This window comes from Rhizobium sp. 01N48 (assembly GCF_056399145.1).
The window spans coordinates 198,203-220,607 of record NZ_JBFTQT010000003.1; the positions used below are offsets into that span (position 1 = coordinate 198,203).

General features: G+C 61.5%; 20 protein-coding genes and 1 tRNA gene. 6 read left to right on the top strand and 15 right to left on the bottom strand.

The window, feature by feature from the left end:
- Positions 1 to 20: 20 nt before the first annotated feature.
- The 3 genes from AC1DOG_RS07370 (at position 21) to AC1DOG_RS07380 (ending at position 2,897) form a co-directional block, all read left to right on the top strand.
- Positions 21 to 1,070 (top strand): type III polyketide synthase, encoded by a 1,050-nt coding sequence (locus tag AC1DOG_RS07370; protein WP_477927245.1) that lies wholly within the window; start codon positions 21 to 23, stop codon positions 1,068 to 1,070.
- Positions 1,071 to 1,072: 2 nt separating this feature from the next.
- Complete coding sequence (locus tag AC1DOG_RS07375) at positions 1,073 to 1,573, top strand: isoprenylcysteine carboxyl methyltransferase family protein (protein WP_477927246.1); 501 nt, start codon at positions 1,073 to 1,075, stop codon at positions 1,571 to 1,573.
- 76 nt (positions 1,574 to 1,649) lie between these two features.
- Positions 1,650 to 2,897, top strand: a complete 1,248-nt coding sequence (locus AC1DOG_RS07380) for an NAD(P)/FAD-dependent oxidoreductase (protein WP_477927247.1) — start codon at positions 1,650 to 1,652, stop codon at positions 2,895 to 2,897.
- A 9-nt stretch (positions 2,898 to 2,906) separates the two neighbouring features.
- On the opposite strand, the gene AC1DOG_RS07385 is transcribed toward AC1DOG_RS07380, so the two are convergent.
- The 8 genes from AC1DOG_RS07385 to AC1DOG_RS07420 all read right to left on the bottom strand — a co-directional run bounded on the left by AC1DOG_RS07385 (position 2,907) and on the right by AC1DOG_RS07420 (position 11,260).
- Entirely contained in the window at positions 2,907 to 3,440 is a 534-nt protein-coding gene (locus AC1DOG_RS07385; protein WP_477927248.1) for a gluconokinase, read from the bottom strand.
- Between the two features lie 52 nt (positions 3,441 to 3,492).
- Positions 3,493 to 4,329, bottom strand: coding sequence for a dipeptide ABC transporter ATP-binding protein (locus tag AC1DOG_RS07390; protein ID WP_018898504.1), 837 nt, complete (start codon positions 4,327 to 4,329; stop codon positions 3,493 to 3,495).
- Positions 4,326 to 5,174: an ABC transporter ATP-binding protein gene (locus tag AC1DOG_RS07395; RefSeq protein WP_081931800.1), complete on the bottom strand. Its 849-nt coding sequence runs from the start codon at positions 5,172 to 5,174 to the stop codon at positions 4,326 to 4,328. The genes AC1DOG_RS07390 and AC1DOG_RS07395 overlap by 4 nt, the downstream gene beginning before the upstream one ends.
- A 1-nt stretch (position 5,175) precedes the next feature.
- Positions 5,176 to 6,063, bottom strand: coding sequence for an ABC transporter permease subunit (locus AC1DOG_RS07400; protein WP_018898502.1), 888 nt, complete (start codon positions 6,061 to 6,063; stop codon positions 5,176 to 5,178).
- A 9-nt stretch (positions 6,064 to 6,072) separates the two neighbouring features.
- Positions 6,073 to 7,077 (bottom strand): ABC transporter permease subunit, encoded by a 1,005-nt coding sequence (locus AC1DOG_RS07405; protein ID WP_018898501.1) that lies wholly within the window; start codon positions 7,075 to 7,077, stop codon positions 6,073 to 6,075.
- Positions 7,078 to 7,166: 89 nt separating this feature from the next.
- On the bottom strand, positions 7,167 to 8,762 hold the full coding sequence (locus tag AC1DOG_RS07410; RefSeq protein WP_113009961.1) for an ABC transporter substrate-binding protein: 1,596 nt from the start codon (positions 8,760 to 8,762) through the stop codon (positions 7,167 to 7,169).
- A 338-nt stretch (positions 8,763 to 9,100) separates the two neighbouring features.
- Positions 9,101 to 9,583: an iron-responsive transcriptional regulator RirA gene (gene rirA, locus AC1DOG_RS07415; protein ID WP_113196433.1), complete on the bottom strand. Its 483-nt coding sequence runs from the start codon at positions 9,581 to 9,583 to the stop codon at positions 9,101 to 9,103.
- 180 nt (positions 9,584 to 9,763) lie between these two features.
- On the bottom strand, positions 9,764 to 11,260 hold the full coding sequence (locus AC1DOG_RS07420) for a CoA-acylating methylmalonate-semialdehyde dehydrogenase (protein WP_477927249.1): 1,497 nt from the start codon (positions 11,258 to 11,260) through the stop codon (positions 9,764 to 9,766).
- A 121-nt stretch (positions 11,261 to 11,381) separates the two neighbouring features.
- Here AC1DOG_RS07420 and AC1DOG_RS07425 point away from each other — a divergent pair, with 121 nt between their 5' ends.
- Positions 11,382 to 12,263 (top strand): LysR family transcriptional regulator, encoded by an 882-nt coding sequence (locus AC1DOG_RS07425; protein ID WP_477927250.1) that lies wholly within the window; start codon positions 11,382 to 11,384, stop codon positions 12,261 to 12,263.
- 15 nt (positions 12,264 to 12,278) lie between these two features.
- Here AC1DOG_RS07425 and AC1DOG_RS07430 read toward each other — a convergent pair whose 3' ends face one another.
- The 4 genes from AC1DOG_RS07430 to AC1DOG_RS07445 form a co-directional block, all read right to left on the bottom strand.
- A complete protein-coding gene (locus AC1DOG_RS07430) occupies positions 12,279 to 12,437 on the bottom strand; it encodes a hypothetical protein (protein WP_289728705.1) in 159 nt (52 codons plus the stop codon).
- Between the two features lie 44 nt (positions 12,438 to 12,481).
- The gene (locus tag AC1DOG_RS07435; protein WP_477927251.1) at positions 12,482 to 12,877 is read right to left on the bottom strand and encodes a DUF4174 domain-containing protein; all 396 of its coding nucleotides are present in this window, start codon (positions 12,875 to 12,877) and stop codon (positions 12,482 to 12,484) included.
- A gap of 84 nt (positions 12,878 to 12,961) precedes the next feature.
- A complete protein-coding gene (locus tag AC1DOG_RS07440; RefSeq protein WP_113196437.1) occupies positions 12,962 to 13,423 on the bottom strand; it encodes a hypothetical protein in 462 nt (153 codons plus the stop codon).
- A 222-nt stretch (positions 13,424 to 13,645) separates the two neighbouring features.
- Positions 13,646 to 13,891, bottom strand: coding sequence for a helix-turn-helix domain-containing protein (locus AC1DOG_RS07445; protein ID WP_112942733.1), 246 nt, complete (start codon positions 13,889 to 13,891; stop codon positions 13,646 to 13,648).
- 362 nt (positions 13,892 to 14,253) lie between these two features.
- Between AC1DOG_RS07445 and AC1DOG_RS07450 the strand changes: the two genes are divergently transcribed.
- A complete protein-coding gene (locus AC1DOG_RS07450) occupies positions 14,254 to 15,141 on the top strand; it encodes a universal stress protein (RefSeq protein WP_477927252.1) in 888 nt (295 codons plus the stop codon).
- Between the two features lie 56 nt (positions 15,142 to 15,197).
- Here the strand turns inward: AC1DOG_RS07450 and AC1DOG_RS07455 are convergent.
- Positions 15,198 to 15,274: transfer RNA gene (locus AC1DOG_RS07455), tRNA-His, on the bottom strand.
- A 127-nt stretch (positions 15,275 to 15,401) separates the two neighbouring features.
- Positions 15,402 to 15,845, bottom strand: coding sequence for a phasin (locus AC1DOG_RS07460; protein ID WP_289728701.1), 444 nt, complete (start codon positions 15,843 to 15,845; stop codon positions 15,402 to 15,404).
- Positions 15,846 to 16,058: 213 nt separating this feature from the next.
- Between AC1DOG_RS07460 and AC1DOG_RS07465 the strand changes: the two genes are divergently transcribed.
- On the top strand, positions 16,059 to 20,093 hold the full coding sequence (locus AC1DOG_RS07465; RefSeq protein WP_477927253.1) for an ATP-binding protein: 4,035 nt from the start codon (positions 16,059 to 16,061) through the stop codon (positions 20,091 to 20,093).
- A 218-nt stretch (positions 20,094 to 20,311) separates the two neighbouring features.
- Here the strand turns inward: AC1DOG_RS07465 and AC1DOG_RS07470 are convergent, their stop codons facing one another.
- A complete protein-coding gene (locus AC1DOG_RS07470) occupies positions 20,312 to 22,264 on the bottom strand; it encodes an acetoacetate--CoA ligase (RefSeq protein WP_477927254.1) in 1,953 nt (650 codons plus the stop codon).
- Positions 22,265 to 22,405 lie beyond the last annotated feature (141 nt).

The following is a 22,405-nucleotide window of genomic DNA, read 5'->3' on the forward strand; positions in this document are numbered from 1 at the left end:
GGACGAACAGGAGCATTTTCGTGAACGAGACCGTCAAACTACTCAGCCTCGCCACCGCGGCGCCACTGCATGTCATCACGCAGGAGGAAGCCGCGGAGACGTCGGCGCGGCTGTTTTCCAGCCGCCTGAAGGACTTCGCGCATCTGGTGCCGGTCTTCATCAATGCCGGCATCCGCACCCGGCATGCCGCGCGGCCACTCTCATGGTTCACCGAGCCGCACGGCTGGGAAGACAGGATGCAGGCCTATCAGGAGGAGGCGCGAAACCTGTTTCGGCGGACCGTCACGGCGGCGCTCGATCAGGCTGGGCTTAGGGGAGCCGATGTCGATTGCATCGTCACGGTCTCCTCGACCGGCATCGCGACGCCGAGCCTCGATGCGCAGCTGGCATCGGAGATCGGGTTTCGGACGGATGTCGAGCGCCTGCCTGTCTTCGGCCTCGGCTGTGCGGCCGGCGTTTCCGGTTTCGCGATCGCAGCGCGGCTCGCCAAGGCGCGGCCCGGCGCGACCGTGCTCTTCGTTTCGATCGAGCTCTGCACGCTCGCGTTCCGGCTCGATGAGCTGACGCGGGCGAATATCATCGCAACCGCGCTGTTCGGCGATGGTGCGGCGGCCTGTATCTTGAGGGCTGGGCCGGAGGGGCTTGCCGCGGTCGAATCCACCGGGGAGCATCTGTTTCCCGATACGCTCGGGATCATGGGCTGGAAGATCGACGATACCGGCTTCGGGATCGTGCTGGCGCAATCCCTGCCGCCCTTCGCGGAAAAGGAGTTGGGGCCGGCGATCGACGGCATTCTTGGTCGCAACGGACTGAGCCGCGCGGATATCGACCGCTTCATCTGCCATCCCGGCGGGGCACGCGTTCTGGCGGCGCTGGAGACGGCCTTGTCGATCCCGTCCTCGGCGCTCGATCATGAGCGGGCGGTGCTTGAGGAATACGGCAACATGTCCTCGCCGACCGTGCTGTTCGTGCTTGAGCGGGTGCTGCGCCAGGGATTGCCGAAGCGGGCGGCGATGATCGCGATGGGGCCGGGATTTTCGGCCAGCTGCGTGACGTTGACGAGGGCCTGACCATGTGGCCATCGATCATCATCCTCGGTTTCGTGACGCTGCAGCGGCTGGCGGAGCTTATCATCGCCCGCCGCAACACCCGCGCGCTGATGGCGCGCGGCGCCCGCGAGATCGGCGCCGAGCATTATCCCGTCATGATAGCGCTACATGCGAGCTGGCTTGCCGGGCTCTGGCTGCTTGCGCCGGGCCATCCGGTGCAGCCGATATGGCTCGTGCTCTTCGTCGTGCTGCAGCTTGGGCGGCTTTGGGTTCTGGCGACGCTCAAGGGGCGATGGACGACGCGGATCATCGTGCTGCCGGGGGCGTCGCTGGTGCGTGAGGGACCGTATCGGCTGCTCTCGCATCCGAATTACGCGGTCGTCACCGGTGAGATCGCGGTGCTGCCGCTGGCGCTCGGCATGCCGCTTTATGCCGCCATTTTCTCCATCTTGAACGGGCTGATGCTGTGGCTTCGCATCTCGGTCGAGAACCGCGCGCTGAAGACGGCAATGTTTTTGAAATGAATGCGATTTTTCATTTGCACGCGGCTTGGCGGAGGGGCATTTTCCATGCCTAGACTATCGTGGGTTTCGTGGGAAAATGACGAAGAACGTAATCGTGCTTGGAGCCGGCATCGTCGGCGTATCGACGGCCATTCATCTGCAGCGGCGCGGACGCCAGGTGACATTGATCGATCGCAAGCCGCCGGGCAACGGCACATCCTTCGGCAATGCCGGATTGATCCAGCGTGAGGGCGTGGTCCCCTATGGCTTTCCGCAGCAGCTCGGCCTTCTCGTCCGCTACGCCTTCAACAACCGTATCGACGCGCATTATCACCTGAACGCGCTGCCGGGCCAGCTGACGTTTCTGGCGCGGTACTGGTGGCACTCCAACACCAAGCGCCACCAGATGATCTCGAAGGCCTATGCGCCGCTGATCGCGCATTCGATCTCCGAGCACAACGATCTGATCGAGGCGGCCGGCGCCGAGCATCTGATCCGCAAGAACGGCTGGATCGAGGTTTTTCGCACCGGTGAAAAGCGCGACGCGGAATTCGCCGAGGCCGAGCGGTTGCAGCGGGAATTCGGCGTCGGCTTCGACAAGCTGGATACTGGCGATCTGGCGCGGCTGGAGCCGGATCTCAATCTCGGCTTCGTTGGCGCGCTGAAGTGGCGCGATCCGTGGTCGGTCATCAATCCGCAGGCGCTGACGGCAAGCTATCTGCGCTATTTCGAAAGCATCGGCGGTCGCTTTATCACCGGGGATGCGAACTCCTTCGGCAAGTTCGGCGCCGGCTGGAAGATCGCGACCGACGTGGGTCCCGTCGAAGCCGACGAGGCGGTGATGGCGCTCGGGCCGTGGGCGGCGGTGGCGACACGGCGGCTCGGCTACGCCTTCCCGCTCGGGGTCAAACGCGGCTATCACATGCATTATTCCGCGAAGGGCAATGCGGTGCTCAACAACACCGTGGCCGACACGGAGCTCGGCTATCTGATGGCGCCGATGGAAAACGGCATCCGGCTGACGACGGGCGCGGAGTTCGCGGCGATCGACGCGCCGAAGACGCCGGTGCAGCTCGACCGCGCTGAAACGGTGGCGCGCGGTGTGTTTCCGCTTGGCGAGCGGCTGGATCCGGAACCCTGGATGGGCGCCCGCCCCTGCACGCCCGACATGATGCCCATCATCGGCAAGGCGCCGCGCCACGAAGGCCTGTGGTTCGCCTTCGGCCACGCGCATCACGGGCTGACGCTTGGGCCGGTGACCGGAAGGGCGTTGGCGGAGCAGATGACGGGCGAAAAGCCCTTCGTTGATATCTCTGCCTATTCGCCGCAACGGTTCAATCCGTAAACGATCCGGCTAGGATATACCCAAAGCCTTGAGATCGCGGAGCGCCGTCTTCGCGATCTCGTCGATCGTTCCATCGATATCGACAGTGACGACGCCCGGCTCGCCGGTCGGGATTTCGAGCGTTGCCAGCTGGTTTTCAAGCAAAGAGAGCGGCATGAAGTGGCCCTTGCGGGCGCCCATGCGTGCGGTCAAGAGCTCCTTGGAGCCGTGCAGGTAGACGAAGAACAGGTTGCCATCGACGGCGGCGCGCAGGCGGTCGCGGTAGCTTTTCTTCAGCGCCGAGCAGGAAACGACGATGCCCTCATTGCGGTCGAGAGCGGCTTTAATGGTCTGGCCGATGATATCGAGCCAGGGCATGCGATCCTCGTCGGCGAGCGGAATGCCCTTCGACATCTTCTCGACATTCGAGGCCGGATGCAGAGCGTCGCCTTCGGCGAATTCGACGGCGAGCGCTTGCGCTATGGCCTCGCCCACGGACGACTTGCCGCAGCCGCTGACCCCCATGACGATGATGGCATGGGGGCGCGTGTTTTGTGCTGACATTCCAGAAACTCTCCTCACCTCGGCATGATCCGCCGTGTCAGGAGACCCAAGCTTACGACGCGATGGCCGCATTCTTGCGGGCGAGACGTGCCCTGATGGTGTCGACATCGGCGCGCGGCGTCGCCGCGAACAATGTCTTGGTATAGCTGTGCTGCGGGTCGTTGAAAACCTGATCCCGCGATCCGTATTCGACAGCTTCGCCGTAATACATGACCATGACGTCATCGGCCATGTAGCGGACGACCGAGAGGTCGTGGCTGATGAAAACGTAGGTCAGGTTCAGCTCGTCCTGCAGGTCGGCAAGCAGGTTCAGCACCTGTGCCTGGACCGACAGATCGAGCGCCGAGACCGGCTCGTCCAGCACCAGAAGCCGTGGCTTCAGCATCAGCGCGCGGGCAATGGCGATACGCTGGCGCTGGCCGCCGGAGAACATGTGCGGATAGCGGTTGAAGTGGACGTCCTGCAGGCCGACCTTCTTCAACATCGACATCGCCAGTTCGCGGCGTTCGGCAGCGGGCGTGTTGGTGTTGATGATCAGCGGTTCCATCAGGATATCGCCGATCTTCTTGCGCGGGTTCAGCGAACCATAGGGGTTCTGGAACACGATCTGCACCTTGCGGCGCATCTCGGGCGTCAGGTCGCCGGCTGCGATATCCACCTTCTTGCCGTCGATGAAGAGTTCGCCGTCGCTTGCCGGATCGATCATAGTGATGATGCGGGCGAGCGTGGACTTGCCGCAGCCGCTTTCACCGACGATGGCGAGCGTCTTGCCCTGTTCCACCTTGAAGTTCACGCCCTTGACGGCGTGGACGGTCTTTTCTTTCTTGAACAGGCCACCCGGCAGAAAGTAGTTGCGGACGATGTTCTTGCCTTCGAGGACTGGCGTCATTGGGCCGCTCCCTCACTCGTCTGTTTGAAGATTTCGCCGATGGTCGGCAGGCGGTCGCCGGTGGCGTTGTCGGGCAGAGCCGCGAGCAGCGCGCGGGTGTAATCGCTCTTCGGTGCTTCGAACAGCGACAGCACGTCGGCCTCCTCCATCTTGCGGCCCTTGTACTGCACGATCACGCGATCGGCGGTCTCGGCGACCACGCCCATGTTGTGGGTGATCATGATGAGACCCATGCCGTGTTCCGTCTGCAGGCGCATCAGGAGATCGAGGATCTGCTTCTGGATCGTGACGTCGAGTGCTGTGGTCGGCTCGTCGGCGATCAGGAGCTTCGGATTGCAGGCAATCGCAATCGCGATCATCACGCGCTGGCACTGGCCACCCGACATCTGGTGCGGGAAGTGGCCGAGGCGCTCGGCCGGGTTCGGAATGCCGACGGCTTCGAAGAGCTCGATGGCGCGCTTGCGGCGCTCCGCCTTGCCGAGGCCGAGGTGAATGCGCAGCACTTCCTCGATCTGGAAGCCGACCGTGAAGCACGGGTTGAGGCTGGCGATCGGCTCCTGGAAGATCATCGACATGTCCTTGCCGATGATCTTGCGGCGCTCGCTTCCGGACATGCCGAGCAGGTTGCGACCGTCGAAGACCAGCTTGTCGGCGGTGACCTTCGCGGTCCAGGGCAAGAGGCCCATGGCGGCCAGCATGGAGACGGACTTGCCGGAGCCGGATTCGCCGACGATGGCGAGAACCTCACCGGCAGAGACCTTCATCGACACGCCATCGACGGCGCGGAAGGTGCCGGTCGAGGTCTGGAACTCGACGACGAGATTTTCGATTTCGAGAAGTGCCATATCAGGACCTCTTCAGTTTGGGATCGAGCGCATCGCGCAGACCGTCGCCCATCAGGTTGATGGCGAGAACGGTGATGAGGATGCACAGGCCCGGGAAAGTGACGAGCGACGGCGAGCTCTGGAAGAACTCGCGGGCGTCGGCGAGCATCGTGCCCCACTCGGATGTCGGCGGCTGGGCGCCCATGCCGAGGAAGCCGAGGGCCGCCGCGTCGAGGATCGCCGCCGAGAAGGCGAGCGTTGCCTGGACGATCAGCGGTGCCAGGCAGTTTGGCAGGATCGTCTTGAACATCAGGCGAAGCGTGCCGGCGCCGGCGACGCGGGAGGCCACGACATATTCCTTCTCGCGCTCGCTGATGACGGCGGCGCGGGTCAGGCGGACGAAGTGCGGCTGGTTGACGATCGAGATCGCGATCATGGCGTTCAACAGGCCGGGACCGAGAACGGCGACCAGCACGAGGGCCAGAAGCAGCGACGGGAAGGCCAGGATGATATCCATGACGCGCATGATGATCGTATCGGTGCGGCCACGGAAGTAACCGGCGATGAGGCCGAGCAGGACGCCGGCGACGGCCGACAGCGAGGCGACGACGAGGCCGATGAACAGCGAGAAGCGGGTACCGAAGATCAGGCGCGAAAGCATGTCGCGACCGACTGCATCGGTGCCGAGCAGATAGGCGCTGTTGCCGCCTTCCGACCATGCCGGCGGCAGGCGCTGGAAGCCCGACGGCACGTTCGGATCATGCGGGGCGACGACGGATGCGAAGATCGCCAGCAGGAGAACGAAGACGAAGACGACGAGGCCGATGACCGCGCCCTTGTTTCGGGAGAAGTAGTACCAGAACTCCGAGAGACCGGAGGGCTGGGCAGACGTGGTGTTTGTCGTGCTCATGGGCCGCTCCTAGTGTCTGATGCGTGGGTTGATGAGACCGTACATGAGATCGACGATCAGATTGACGAGCATGATGATGGCCGCGATCAGGAGCAGGCCGCCCTGAACCACGGTGTAATCACGCTTGAACACCGCATCGACCATCCACTTGCCGATACCCGGCCAGGAGAAGATGGTTTCAGTGAGGATCGCGCCACCGAGGAGAACGCCGACCTGCAGGCCGATCGAGGTGACGACAGGGATCATGGCGTTGCGCAGCGCATGTACGCCGACGACGCGCAGCGGGGCCAGACCCTTGGAGCGGGCGGTGCGGACGTAATCCTCGCCGAGAACCTCGAGCATGGCCGAGCGGGTCTGGCGGGCGATAACGGCCAGCGGGATGGTGCCGAGAACGATGGTCGGCAAGATCAGCGACTGGAAGGCCGACTTGAAGGCGCCGGCCTGACCGGACAGCAGACTGTCGATCAGCATGAAGCCGGTGACCGGCTTGAAGAAGTACATCAGCGAGATACGGCCGGAGACGGGTGTCCAGTGCAGCGTATTCGAGAAGAGAACGATGAGGAGCAGGCCCCACCAGAAGATCGGCATCGAGTAGCCGACAAGGGCGACGCCCATGACCCCCTGGTCGAACCACGTCCCCCTCTTCACCGCGGCGAAGATGCCGGCGGGAATGCCGAGGATGATGGCGAACAGGATGGCACAGAGCGACAGCTCCAGCGTTGCCGGAAACAGCGACATGAACTCCTGCAGGACCGGTCGCTTGGTGACGATCGACGAACCGAGATCGCCCTGCACGAGATTACCGAGGTAATCGATGTACTGGACGTAAACGGGCCGATCGAGGCCGAGGTCGTGCATGATTTCAGCATGGCGTTCCGGCGCCATGACACGCTCGCCCGACATCAGCATGACCGGATCTCCGGGCAGCAGGCGGATGAACGCGAAGGCGATGATGGAAACACCGAGGAAGGTGGGGATCAGGACCGCTAGGCGCCCGATGAAAAAACGAAACATATCATATGTCCATATTAGTCCGGCGGTCAGGTATCAAACCTGACCGCCGGCCAAGCCCGATCTTGTCGGGCATCTTTGCATAGTTTTGGTTATTCGGCGATATCAACGCCGTCGAAGCGGTGAACACCGACCGGATCCTGCACGTAGCCGGAAACCTTGGCGTTCATCGGAACGAATTCCGTCGAATGGTCGAGGGTTGCCCAGGGTGCTTCCTTCTTGAAGACGACCTGTGCTTCTTCGTAGAGCTTCGTGCGCTCAGCAACGTCAGAGGTCTTCTTGGCCTTCTTCACGAGGGCGTCGAATTCCTTGTTGCACCACTGCGCGCGGTTGTTGCCGCCGACAGCTTCGCAGCCGAGCAGCGTGTCGAGGAAGTTGTCCGGATCACCGTTGTCACCCGTCCAGCCGAGGATGGCGGCGCCATCGCGCTTCACGTCCTTGGAGAGCTTCAGGTATTCGGCCCATTCGTGGGTGACGATCTCGACCTTGACGCCAACCTTTGCGAGGTCAGCCTGCATCAGCTCGGCGGCGCGACGTGCGTTCAGCATGTACGGACGCGAGACCGGCATTGCCCAGATCTTCATCGAGAGATCCTTGACGCCAGCGGCTTCAAGCATCTTCTTGGCTTCGTCGGGGCTGTAGGCATCGTCCTTGACGGCGTCGTTGTAGGACCACATCGTCGGCGGGATCGGGTTCTTGGCAACCTGGCCAGCGCCCTGGAAGACGGCATCGACGATCGCCTGCTTGTTGATCGCCATGTTGAGCGCCTTGCGCACCTCAGGCTTGTCGAACGGCGCCTGCTGCGTGTTGTAGGCGAGGTAGGAAACGTTCAGGCCCGGCTGTTCCAGAACCTTGAGGCTGGAATCAGCCTTCAGATCCTTGACGTCGGCAGCGTTCGGGTAAGGCATGATGTGGCATTCGCCGGCCTTGAGCTTCTGAGCGCGAACCGAAGCGTCGGGGGTGATCGCGAAAACGAGATCGTCGATCTTTTCCTTGCCCTTGAAGTAGGTTTCGTTGGCCTTGTAGCGGATGACGGCATCCGGCTGGTATGCGACGAAGGTGAACGGACCGGTGCCGAGCGGCATCTGGTTCATCTGCTCCATCTTGCCATCGGCCTGCAGCTTGTCGGCATATTCCTTGGAAACGACCGATGCAAAGTCCATCGCGAGGTCGGCGAGGAACGGTGCTTCCGGATGGTTCAGCGTGAACTTGACGGTCAGGTCATCGACCTTTTCGACCGACTTGATCAGATCCGGGAAGCCCATGCCGGCAGCGTATTCGTAGGAAACGCCGGCGACGTACTTGGCCCAGGGGCTGTCGGCCTTCAGCTGGCGGTCGAACGAGAAGACGACGTCGTCAGCGTTGAGGTCGCGGGTCGGCGTGAAGAACTCGGTGGTCTGGAACTTGACGCCCGGATGCAGCTTGAACGTATAGGTCAGGCCGTCATCGGAAACGGTCCAGCTGTCAGCAAGGCCCGGCTCGACTTCGGTCTTGCCATGCTTGAACTCAACCAGGCGGCTGTAGACGGTACGCGAGGAAGCGTCGAAGGTGGTGCCAGCCGTGTAGATTGCGGGATCGAAGCCTTCCGGCGATCCTTCCGAGCAATATACAAGCGTCTTGGACCAAGCGGTCGACGCCATGGCCGAGGCCAAAACGGTCGCTGCCAGAAGGACAGAGATCTTTTTCATGATTTCGTTTCCCAGGTTTGTTCTTTTATACGTTTGTCTGATCGCAGAGCGCTCCTCCCGATCGAGCGCCGATGGAACGATATTTGATTGTTTAAATCAACGACCGGGCCGGAAAATTTTTCCGACCGGGCAACTTTAGTAATTTTACGCCGAAAATGGGCCGCATTTAGCAATATTCACGCTGGATAACCCTTGTTTTGGTCACATTTAATGTTGCGCATATCAACGACAGTGCAAATACGGGCCCATTGGGCAGACGCTTGAGGTCTGAATCCGGAAACGAAACAACCGCAGCCACGATCAGTGACTGCGGTTGCGAAAAATAAAGAAACGCTACCTCAAGCAGCGGGTGCGACAGCCCGCGACTTCGGGTGATGATGATTGCCTTCGAGGCCGAGCAGGAAGTTGATCTGCGGACGGGCCTTGACCAGATCGTCGATCGAGTACTGCGTAAGCACATCGAAGAAGGCGTTCAGCGCCTTGCGCAGCGCCGAGTTCAGGCCGCAGCTATCGACCAGCGGGCAATCGACTTCGCCATCATCCTCGAAGCACTCGGCCATGGCGAAGCTGTCTTCGGTGACGCGCACGACGTCGAAGAGGCTGATCTTGTCCGCAGGCTTGCCGAGGCGGACGCCACCGTTGCGGCCGCGCACGGTCTCGACGAGACCAGCCTTGTTCAGCGGCTGCAGGATCTTGAACAGGAAGAGCTCGGAAACGCCGTATGCCTTGGCAATTTCGGGAATCCGGCTGAGACTGCCTTCATTGGCAGCGCAGTACATCAACATGCGAACAGCATAGTTGGTCTGCTTGGTCAAACGCATGCCGATCTCCAGATTCGTTCTCGTTAGGCACCGTATATAATGCCTTAGATAGTTTTGAACAATTCCAAAATAGAAAAAGATGAAAAAATCAATCACGTTATAAATGCGAGCGGCGCGTGGACCTGAACGAGAACGGGCCCCTCGCGGGGCCCGGTTCCAAAGCGCAGCTTTTACAGATACTTACTTCATCGTCGGCATGACGAACTCGGCGCCGTCCTTGATGCCGGATGGCCAACGGGCGGTGATCGTCTTGGTCTTCGTCCAGAATTTGATCGAGTCCGTGCCGTGCTGGTTGAGGTCGCCGAAGCTCGATGCCTTCCAGCCGCCGAAAGAGTGGTAAGCGAGCGGAACGGGGATCGGAACGTTGACGCCGATCATGCCGATATTGATGCGGGAGGCGAAGTCGCGGGCCGCATCGCCGTCACGGGTGTAGATCGCGACACCGTTGCCGTATTCATGCTTCATCGGCAGTTCGAGGGCTTCCTCATAGTTCTTGGCGCGAACGACGGAGAGAACCGGTCCGAAGATTTCGGTCTTGTAGATGTCCATATCCGGCGTGACGTGATCGAACAGCGTGCCGCCGACGAAGTAGCCATCCTCATAGCCCTGCAGCTTGAAGCCGCGGCCATCGACGACCAGCTTGGCGCCTTCTTCGACACCCTTGTCGATAAGACCGGAGACGCGGGCCTGGGCTTCCTTGGTGACGAGCGGGCCGAGGTCGGCCTTGTCATCCGTATAAGGACCGATGCGCAGCGCCTCGATCTTCGGCGTCAGCTTCTCGACCAGGCGGTTGGCGGTTTCCTCGCCGACAGGAACGGCAACCGAGATCGCCATGCAGCGTTCGCCGGCGGAACCGTAGCCAGCGCCCATCAGCGCGTTGACGGCCTGATCCATGTCGGCGTCGGGCATGATGATCATGTGGTTCTTGGCGCCGCCGAAGCACTGCGCGCGCTTGCCGTTCATGGCAGCGGTGCCATAGACGTAACGGGCGATCGGGGTCGAGCCGACGAAGGAGACGGCGCCGATATCCGGGTCCGTCAGGATGGCGTCGACGGCTTCCTTGTCACCGTTGACGACGTTCAGGATGCCTGCCGGAAGGCCGGCTTCGATCATCAATTCGGCGAGGCGCATCGGCACGGACGGATCGCGCTCGGAAGGCTTCAGGATGAAGGCGTTGCCGCAGGCGATGGCGGGCGCAAACATCCACACCGGAATCATGGCCGGGAAGTTGAACGGGGTRATGCCGGCACCAATGCCGACGGCCTGGCGCATCGAGTACATGTCGATCGCAGGACCGGCGCCCTCGGTGAACTCGCCCTTCTGCAGGTGCGGAATGCCGCAGACGAATTCGCAGACTTCGAGACCACGGACGATATCACCCTTGGAGTCTTCGACCGTCTTGCCGTGCTCCTTGGAGAGCATGACGGCGAGCTCGTCCATGTGCTTGTTCAAGAGCTCAACGAACTTGAAGAAGACGCGGGCGCGACGCTGCGGGTTGGTGGCGGCCCACTTCGGCTGCGCGGCTTTGGCGTTTTCGACGGCGGCGCGCATCTCTTCGACGCTGGCAAGTGCCACAGTCGCCTGAACTTCGCCCGTTGCTGGATTATAGACGTTGCTCGCGCGGCCGCTGGAGCCAACGACGTGCCTGCCGCCGATGAAATGACCAATCTCATGCATGGGTGTGCCTCCTCTGGGTTTCACAGTCTTTATTGAATGAGCCAGCATCGCACTTCAATTTGCACAAATCAATGAACAGGTTTAAGCAACCGTTGTGCAAAAATTAAAGCCGGAGGCCGATTTGGACTGGGATGATGTGCGTATGTTCCTGGCCGTGGCCCGAACCGGACAGATCCTTTCGGCCTCCAAGCGGCTGGGTGTCAACCACGCCACGCTGAGCCGGCGGGTGACGACACTGGAGGAGCGGCTGAAGACGCGGCTGCTCGTGCGCCGCACCAATGGCTGCGACCTTACGGCGGAGGGCGAGATGTTTCTGCACGCCGCCGAGCGCATGGAGACCGAGATGCTGAGGGCGCAGGCGAGCCTCGGCCATCTCGACAGCAGCATCGCGGGAACGGTCAGGATCGGCGCGCCTGACGGATTCGGCGTCGCATTTCTCGCACCTAGGCTCGGCCGGCTGATCAAGCGGCATCCGGAGCTCAGGATACAGCTCGTGCCGGTGCCCCGCTCCTTCTCGCTGTCGCAGCGCGAGGCCGATATCGCGATCACGCTTGAGCGGCCGGAACAGGGGCGGCTCGTCTCCTCGAAGCTGACGGACTACACGCTCGGGCTCTACGCCTCGAAAGATTACCTCGAAGCAAACGGCGCCCCTCAAGATATCGAAGCGCTGAAGGATCATCCCCGGATCGGCTATGTCGAGGACCTGATCTTCACCGCATCGCTGAATTTCTCATCGGCGGTCATGCGCAGCTGGGATGCAGGCTTCGAGATTTCGACCGCAACAGGCCAGACGGAAGCGGTTCGCTCCGGCGCCGGCATCGGTATCCTGCACGACTATATTGCCCGGCAATATCCCGAGCTGATCCGCATCCTGCCCGACGTGTCGATCGAGCGCGCCTACTGGACGACGTATCATGAGAGCGCGCGCGACCTGCTGCGCGTGCGCACCGTTGTCGATTTCCTTCAGGAACTGGTGTCCGTCGACAGGCAGATGTTCCTGTAGTTACGTCCGCACGCCTCACGCATGCTTGGGTGGCTCGTCGTTCTCATCGGGGTTCGGATTGGGCAGTTCGTCGGGCAAGCCGTCGGGCTCCGGCTCGTGGATCGGAGGCTGCGGCGCCCAATCGGGTCCCGGCATCGGCGGCGTGCCGGGCAAAGGTTCGTTTGGCACGGACATGATCCGCTCCTTTCTTGGATATGTGTTTCTGAAGATGTGCCGGCTTAGCGCCGGGCGGCTTCGGCTGAGCGCATCGACATGGCATCGATGATGGTGAAAAGCTCGGCGGCCGATATTGGCTCGCCGATGGTGAGCTTCACTGTTCCATCCTTGCCGACAAGGAAGGCCATGAATTCTCCCGGCGGTGGGGCGGCCAGATCATGGGCGAGCGCTTTTGCGTCCAGATCCCCGACGGCGCCGAAAAGCGGGCGCACGGTATCACCTGCTACCTTCATCACGACGACATCGCGCTCTTCGAGGCCCGGCCTGTCTGCCATCAGCTGGTTTTCCTGCCGGGCGGTTCGGGCATTATCCTTGTCGGGAAAGATGACGACGACGCGGCTCTCCCAGCGGAACTGCGCAAGGCTTGCGACAACCGACTTGTCGGCTTGGGTTTCCATAGACACGCTCCTTTGAGAGAAGGAAAACGTGTGCTGATGCCCGGAGTTCCATGATTGGCCCGAAGGATCGGGAGAGACTGACGATTATCCGCGCCAGGAGCGGCGCATTTGCCATAGGCTGCCGAAGAGCAGGAAGAAGAGCGGCACACTGCCGTAAGACAGGTGAAATCCTGTAAGCGGAACCGAAGCGAGACTGCCCTCGTCCACGGTGACCGGGAGGTGAACCCATCCAATCAAATAGACGGCGCGGGAGACTGCAATGGCGGCCATGATCAGTCCCGCGAGATCGATAAAGCGCATGTGCTCGCGCACGGCCAGCGCGAAAACCCCGAAGAAGGCGGCGGCATAGGTTGCCAGCATAAGATAGGTGGCTCCACCAAGCAGGCTGAAGTCGTGCAGCAGGATATCGTCGGTCGTATCCGGGAGACCGGTGTCGAGGATTGGAAGCACGACAGCCAGAACTGCGCAAACGAGCAACATGCCGCGTTCCACGAGTTCACCGCCATCGACCAATCGATCGCCGATGCGAAATGCACGTCGTTCCATGATGCTGTCCCCATGATACCGTCCGGCTGCCGCTCAACACGGTGTAGCGCCCGGCGGAACATTCGCCCTCAGGTTGCCAATATATCCTATATGGGGAGAGGTAAAACTACCTCCGGCATCGGCCCGTCCCTGGGGTTCGGGCAATACGGTTAATGAACCGCTAAGCGAGGAGGCAAGCGGCAGGACCGGCGAAAAGCCGCCGGTCCCGCAATAACAACTGGATTATTCGAGGCCCAGCGAAGCAAGCGGCAGCTGCAAGGCAGCGGCGATGCGCTTGATCTTGGCGGAATCCGTGTCTTCGCCGCGTTCGATTTCCTCGATTTCAGCGACGAGCAAACCACACGTCACGGCGAGATCGTCAACGCTATAGCCAATGGTCTCGCGTGCCGTTCTAAGAACTGCGGCTGCGTTGACCGGAGGGATTGGCTGGGCGTTGGATTTATCCAGATTGCTGAGCGAAATGGACATATAAGTCTCCTTCTAAAATCACTCTGAATTAACCCCCGGCGGGAAAATGGCATTCTCGTTCACATTTTGCAACGCAATATAACGCAGGGGGCGCGGGGCATGGCGATGATATTGATTAGCAACGCCTTTTATACAAGGGTGACTGACGAAAAATACCTGTCCGGCGCGGCGACAGGCCTTTGGTAAGCCACATCACGCACAGCTTGGAGAGGCGGACGACTCGCCAAAACGCTTGATTTTGTATGCGCGGAGCATGTTGCAGAGCGTCATTTGCAGGCGTAAAATCATGCCATCGGCGCCTGCGGTGAGGTCGCCTCGATGCGACCATTGTTTGATCCGGCAAGCGCCCCTTTGGAGCGCGTATGGCCATGTTCACGCGGGATCGCAGAGACGCTGACCGGGATATCGAGAGCTACAGTCCGCTGTGCCGATCGCGTGGCGGCGCGGAGGTCCTGGCGCTTCTGCCCGATCCGATGACCGCCCGGCTCTGCCTCGACCTTGCCGAGGACGCGGCGCATGCCATCCATGGCTCCATGGCCGCCGCCCATATCGGATCGGAGCCGATGACGCTGGTTTTCTCGCCCGAGGAGATCGATTTGATACAGTTGCGCGATCACGCCGAGGGCTCATCGCGGCAGCGTTTCGAGCAGGTTGGCCGGGCATTTGCCACCTGGCGCCGGCGCCACGCGCAGCGACGCACGGTTTTTCTCGACGATTGCCGTGGCGATGTCGCGCGATGCGTCGCCACCGAATGCGCGGCGAGCGAACTCGTGGTCACATCGAGATACGGCAACGCTGACGCACGAGACGCCTTTCGCAGCGTCGTTTTCAGCCAGCACAAACTGGTCCTGATGCCGCCCGCTCGAGACTATTACCAAGGCGATCTGTTCGGCCATGTGGTGATCGGCTGGAGACAACAGGGACACGCCGAAGACACGCTGATCGCCGCCAAACGCTGGCTTGCCGCTGCGAGACGGATCACGCTCGTCTGCATCGACGACACCGACGGCAAGGCCAAGACCAGCGCCGAGGCCCTGCTTGCCCGCCTCGCGCTTCAAGGCCAGGTGTTGGCGATATCGTCGAATGGCCGTTCGATCGGCGAGACGATCGTAGAATTCGCCAAGACAGAGAAAGCAACCTGCCTGCTGATCGGCGCGTTCAAGCACGGCTATCTTCTGGAACTGCTCTTCGGCCGGATCACCCGATACGTGCTCTCGCACGCGACCATGCCTGTCATGATGAAGCATTGAGGCGGTGTCTCGAGCGCGAGCAAAGCCGGATACTTATCTCATTATAGTGGAGGGAATGGTACGGTTGGGGGGTCTCGAACCTCCGACCTCAGGTGCCACAAACCTGCGCTCTAACCAACTGAGCTACAACCGCACAAACGTCGCTTGGCGCGACGGGGGTGACATACGGGGACTTGAAATTTAATTCAAGCCCTATCTGTCCTTAATATACAAAAAGGCCGGACAAAGGGTCCAGCCTTTTCGTTCGTCTGTCATAAAAATCAGGCAGCCTTGAAAGAAGCCATGACCTTTTCAGCGGCTTCCTTCGACGGCTTGGCAACCTTTTCGGCCACCAGCTTGGAGGTTTCCTGCATGGCCTTGGCCTGTTCGATCGTCAGTTCCGCCTGCTTGCGCAGGAAGGAGGTCTGCAGTTCGAAGAATTCGGCAACGGACTTGACCGAGAGGAGCGCATCCATGTGGCTCAGCGAGTTCTCGGCATTGGTGCGCAGGGCGCCGATTGCCTGATGGCCGATTTCGGCAGCGCCGGCCTGGGCCGTCTGAACGGTGGATTCGAGTGTCTTGCTGGCTTCTTCGCCGGCTGCCTTCATCTTGGCATAGGCGTCGCGCGACTGCTGCGAGCCCTTTTCGGCGAAATCGCGAAACGAGTCAGCGAACTTCGCGGGGTCAAAAGAGGAGATAGAAAATACGTCTTCCATTTTCGCCATTGGTGTTTGCTCCTTTTGTCTCGGCATCGTGAAAGCCTCGTTTGTTAGGTAAGCATCATATAGCGCATCTTATTGTGCACTGCAACATGATTGTGCGGCGCAACCGACGTTAACCTTTTCGGCCGAAAGCCATTGGTCGCGCTGGACCGGTTTGCGCCCTGTCGTTATTAATAGACCGTTAATTTGCCAGGCCCGAAGACTAAAGGTCCACTGATGCCCGCAGTCCAATATCCGTTCATCGACATCGCCGTTCATCCGCGTGTGCGGGAGCACTTTGCCCGCGGGGAAGCGCTCGTGCTTTTCTCGGCGGACCTTGCGCGTGCGCTCTGGGCGAACGGCGCGGGGGCCGAGCTTTTCGGGCATGCGGCCGTCTATGATCTCCTGGATCAGGGCGTCAATCGCGGCGATATCACCTATCGCCAGCTCGAGGTCACCGCCCGCCAGCTTTCAAGGACTGGCGATACCAGGAACTTCATGATCCGCATCGCGCAGGGTTTCCAGCGCGTGGCCGTGCAGGCCTCGGTTGAACTGATTGACGTTTCCGGCGAAGCGGCGGTGCTGGTCTCATTGCCGGTCGCGACGCGGGCGCTGTCGACGGAGCAATCGGCAACGCAGATGCTGAAGGGGCTCGACGATCCCGATACGCATATGGCCGTCATCGGCGGCGAAGGCGAGATCGTTGCCGCCTCCCCTGGTTTTTCATCCCTCGGCGTAACGCAGCCGACCGCCAAGGCGCTGGCGACGATGGCCGGTGCGCATCCGCACGGGCTGATCAAGCGACCGGTCGCGACGGGCAAGGGTTACCTGCCGGCCGCTGTCGGGCGAATCAGCAGCGAGCCCGCGCTTTACCTGCTTTTCGCGGTCGAGACCGTGCTAGGCCGTCTGGACCCGATGGATGCGCCGGACTTATCCACAAGCCCCGTTAACCATACCGTTGTCGCGCCTGCCTCGACATTCGCCGACGCGATCGACGCCGTCGCCGAGATCGAGGATATCGAGGACGCGCCGGACGAGAACATCGCAGACGATAGCGACATCGCAGAGGCCGCGGCGGTTGCCGCGGAGGCCTTCGAGGCGGAGACCGTGCCCGCCGGCGACGAAGCCTTCGAGGCAGGCGTGATCGAGCCCGACATGGGCCGCGACATCGATGAGGAGACGGCCGCGCCCGCTGACGTCGAGACGCTGGCGGATTCTGATCCGGAGCCCGAGGCATTGCTTGCGGCAGATGATTCTGCCGATGATATCGATGATGACGAAGCGCCTCCGATCGCCGAGCAGACGGTAGCGTCCGACGATGGCGAGGCCGACGAGGCATTCCATCCGGGCGAGACGGTTGCCGATGACGACATCGCGGCTTTTGAGCCGGATGATATGAGTGTTGAGCCGGTGGCTGCAGCCGAACCGACCGATGGCGAGCTTGCGAGCGACGATGCGGTGGTCCATGAGGCGCCGGCACAGGCGGAGGAGACCCACGTCGTCGATTTGGATGATGACGCCGAAGTCGCTCCCGCCGCTGCCGAGGTCGCGCCCGAAGCTGCGCAAGCAACGAACGAGAACGGTCGCTTTGTCTTCAAGCCGAACAGCCGGGCGACGCGTTTCGTCTGGAAGATCGACGCCGAAGGTCATTTCAGCGAGGTGTCCGGCGAGTTCGCGGAAGCGGTTGGTCCGCATGCGGCAGACATTATCGGCATCGCCTTCAGCGATGTGTCGGCGCTGTTCAACCTCGATCCCGAGGGCAAGATTTCCGAGGCGCTGGCGCGCCGCGACACATGGTCGGGCAAGACCATTCACTGGCCGATCGAGGGCACGAGCCTCGCCGTGCCGGTCGATCTGGCGGCGCTGCCGACCTATACGCGCAGCCGCGAATTCGACGGCTTCCGCGGCTTCGGCGTCGTGCGCCTCTCCGACGCGGCGGAAGATCCGCTGGCGCTTGGCCTGACATTCGGCCCTGATGGCATTGCTTACGGCGACGCTGCACTAGATCAGCAGGACGACGAGACCGTGGCGGATGAGCATGAGCTCGTGGAAGAGCCGCCTGTTGAGGACAGCATCGACGAGGCACCGGTTCCCGTGGAGCCGACGGACGCTGCCGATGCGGGCACGGACGATTTCCTGGCTGAGGAAGAGCACGCCGTCGAAGACGATACGCCTGCCCCGGCTCCAACGCCAAGCGTGGAAACACCGCGCGCCGAACCGCCGGTTTTGCGCATCGTCGAAACGCCGAACCGCAGGCTGACCGACAAGATCGTGCAGCTGCATGGCCTTGGCCCCGGCCTAACGAACGCCGAGCAGGCGAACTTCCGCGAGATCGCCAAGCGTCTTGAGGCTTTTGGTGTGAATACGCCGGATGAGAATGGCGAGGCGAAGGTCGCGGCGAAGGCAGAAGCTGACGAGGCGCGGAAGGCGACCGACGAGGCGTCTCGAACGGACCTTACCGACGACAAGGCATCGCTGGGCGATGAGGTCGTTGCCGAAAATGATGGCGCCGATGAAGACAACGCCGAGGTTTCGGGATCGGATCAAGCTCAGCAGCCGGTATCCAGCAACACCGTAGACAGCGATGCTGTGCTCAGTGACGCCGAGGCACCCTCCTCTTCCGAGCATTCGACGGACGAGCCGCTCGACGATACGCCTGTTGCAGCCAACGACGACAGCGACGATGTGACCGAAGGTCTCGAGGAAACGGTAAGTCAGATGGATATCCTGGCGAGCTTCATTCCGCCGCGGGTGAAGATGACCGATGGGTTCTCGGCAGGCATGATCGATCAGCTGCCGGTTGCCGTACTCATTCATGCGGGCGATCAGCTCATCCATGCCAACCCCGAATTCATGCGCCTGACGGGCTACCGCTCACTGCAGGATCTGGCCGATGTCGGCGGCATCGATGCGCTTCTGCAGCGCGACGATATTGCCGACGCGAGCGCGCGCCATGACGGCATGATGCTGGTCACCATGGAAGACGACCTCGTGCCGGTGTCGGCGCGGCTGCAATCGATCCGCTGGGAAGACAGCACGGCATTGATGCTGGCGCTGATGCCTGTCGTCAGCGAGCGGCCGGCGCCTGCTCCGGAGGCTGCTCCAGCCATCGACGGACGCGCCGCCGACCGCATGGTCGAGAAGGTCGCCAAGCTGCAGGTGGAAGTCGAGGAACTGCGCTCGATCCTGGAAACCGCGACCGATGGCGTCGTGGTGATCGGCGCCGAGGGCGACATTCGCTCGATGAACCGGTCGGCCAGCGCGCTCTTTAACTATGACGAGGACGACACGCGCGGCAAACCCTTCGTGATGCTCTTCGCGCATGAAAGCCAGAAGGCTGTGCTCGACTATATCAACGGCATTTCCAGCCATGGTGTCGCCAGCGTCCTCAATGATGGGCGCGAGGTGATCGGCCGCGAGGCATCGGGCGGTTTCGTGCCGTTGTTCATGACGCTCGGACGGCTGACCTCCTCCAGCGGCTATTGCGCCGTGATCCGCGACATCACCCAGTGGAAGCGCACCGAGGACGAGTTGCGCGGCGCCAAGAGTGCCGCCGAGACGGCCAACGCCCACAAGACTGATTTCCTGGCCCGCGTCAGCCACGAGATCCGCACGCCGCTCAATGCCATCATAGGCTTCTCCGACATGATGGCCGGCGAGCGCTTCGGGCCGATCGGCCATCCGCGCTACGTCGAATATGCCAACGATATCGGCCGCTCGGGCCGGCATGTGCTCGATATTGTCAACGACCTGCTCGATATCTCGAAGATCGAAGCCGGCGAGATGGATCTAGATTTCGACTCCATCAATCTCAACGAAGCGATCTCGGAAGCCGTGGCGCTGCTGCAGCCGCAGGCAAACAGCCAGCGGGTGATCATCCGCACGGCGCTTTCGCACGCGGTTCCCGATGTGGTCGCCGATCTGCGCTCGATCAAGCAGATCGCGCTCAACATCCTTTCCAACGCCATCCGCTTCACGCCGTCTGGCGGGCAGATCGTCGTGTCGACCTCCTATGAGACGAATGGCAGCGTCGTGCTTCGCATTCGCGATACCGGCGTCGGGATGACCCGCAGCGAGCTCGACCAGGCGATGAAGCCGTTCCGACAGGTCTCGACGCAATCGCGCCACCGCGGCGAAGGTACTGGCCTCGGCCTGCCGCTCACCAAGGCGATGGTGGATGCCAACCGAGCGATCTTCGCGATCAGCTCCACGCCCAACGAAGGGACGCTCGTCGAGATCGCGTTTCCGTCGCAGCGGGTTCTGGCCAGCTAAGAAAAAAGGCAGCCAAGAGGCTGCCTGAGAGTTTGGGTGCTGTTCAACAAGGACTAGGCGATTAACATCATGTTGCGGGAGCAAAGGCTCCAAGCTGCCTCGTTCATATGCAGCCCCAAGTTACATTTACCTTTGACAAGGCTTTCTTAACGAAAGGTTGCCGGGGCCACGAAGCTCTGCCCGGTCATATATTGTAGTTTCGCTATCATTTTAATGATTCAGGCGCGTAGCTCTTTGAGATCTGAAAACAAATCAAGAGCTTGCGGATTGGCGAGCGCTTCCTTGTTCTTCACCGGCCGTCCATGCACGATTTCGCGAACGGCGAGTTCAACGATCTTGCCGGATTTGGTGCGCGGAATATCGGCAACCGCGATGATTTTGGCGGGGACATGGCGTGGCGAGGCGCCGCTGCGAACTCGCGCTTTGATTGACTTGACCAGCTCATCGGTCAGCGCAACGCCCGATGCCAGGCGCACGAAGAGAACGACCCTGACATCGTCCTCCCAATCCTGGCCGATGCAGAGCGCCTCGGCGACCTCGGGCATCTGCTCGACCTGATTGTAGATTTCCGCCGTGCCGATGCGCACGCCACCCGGATTGAGCGTTGCGTCCGAGCGGCCGTGAATGATGATGCCGTCATGCTCGGTCCACTCAGCGAAATCGCCGTGGCACCAGATGTTGTCGAAGCGCTCGAAATAGGCGGCGCGGTATTTGGCGCCATCGCTGTCGTTCCAGAACATGACCGGCATGGACGGGAAGGCCTTGGTGCAGACGAGCTCGCCCTTTTCGCCACGCACCGGATGGCCGTCGTCGTCCCAGACATCCATGGCAAGGCCAAGCCCGGGGCCCTGGATTTCGCCACGCCAGACCGGCTGCATGGGATTGCCCAGCACGAAGCAGGAGACGATGTCGGTGCCGCCGGAGATGGAGGCGAGCTGAATGTCCTCCTTGATGCCCTCATAGACAAAGGTGAAGCCCTCGGGCGATAGCGGCGATCCGGTCGAGGTCATGAGGCGCAGGCTGCTCAGGTCGTGCGAGTTGCGCGGCGTCAGGCCGCTCTTGCGCACGGCGTCGATATATTTCGCCGAGGTGCCGAAGACCGCGAACTGTTCGGCTTGCGCATAATCGAAGAGAACATTGCCATCGGGCGCGAAGGGAGAGCCGTCGAAGAGGCAGAGCGTGGCGCCGACGGCGAGCCCCGATACCAGCCAGTTCCACATCATCCAGCCGCAAGTGGTGAAATAGAAAAGCTTCTCGCCGGCGCCGAGGCCGCAATGCAGCCGATGCTCCTTGAGGTGCTGCAGCAGCGTGCCGCCGGCCGAATGCACGATGCACTTGGGCACGCCTGTCGTGCCCGAGGAGAACAGTATGTAGAGAGGGTGCGAGAACGGCAGACGCAGGAATTCGACCGGGCGGACGGGATGGGCGGCGATGAAGGTCTCCAGCGTTCGAGCACCGGATACGGCCCGCGCGACATCGTCGGCGTCACCCGCATAGTGCACGACGATGGTGGGAACGCCGAGCCTGGCAGCGACCGCGGCCACCTTCTCCTTGATTGGCTGCAGCTTGCCGCCATACCAATAGGCATCGCAGGTGACGAAGAGCTTCGGCTCGATCTGGCCGAAGCGATCGAGCACGCCCTGCTCGCCAAAATCAGGAGAGCAGGACGACCAGATCGCGCCGATGGAGGCGGCTGCGAGCATGAAGGCGACCGTTTCGGGCACGTTCGGCATCATTGCCGCCACACGGTCTCCAGGCCCGATGCCCTCGGCGCGCATGGCCTGCTGCAATCGCGAGACCTGCTCATGCAGCCGGTCCCAGCTCCAGCGATCCTCTACCTTGTCTTCTCCGCGAAAGATGATCGCTTCGCCACCCCCCTCGCCCGAGAGCAGATTTTCGGCGAAGTTCAGCGTCGCGTCGGGAAAGAAGCGGGCGTCAAGCATGATCTCGTCATCGACAAGCACCCGTTCCCCGCGCTCGCCCTTGACGCCACAGAACTCCCAGACCGCCGTCCAGAATTTGGCGCGGTCGGCGACCGACCAGGCATGCAACTCGCCATAAGTGGATAGGGAGAGACCGAAGTCCCGGTTGCACTTCTGCATGAAGGCGAAGATCGGGCTCGCTTCGACCGAGGCTCGCGAAGGGATCCAGAGTGGCTTATCGTCACGCAATGCAGAACTCCTCTTGTTAGCCCCTATATAACACGCCATGAAGACGGATAAAGGTGGCGGCCGATCGGGTCGCCCGGCTATCTATTTGCAACCGCCCGGCATTTGATATATCCGGAATTTCAGTACATTAACGGGCAGATG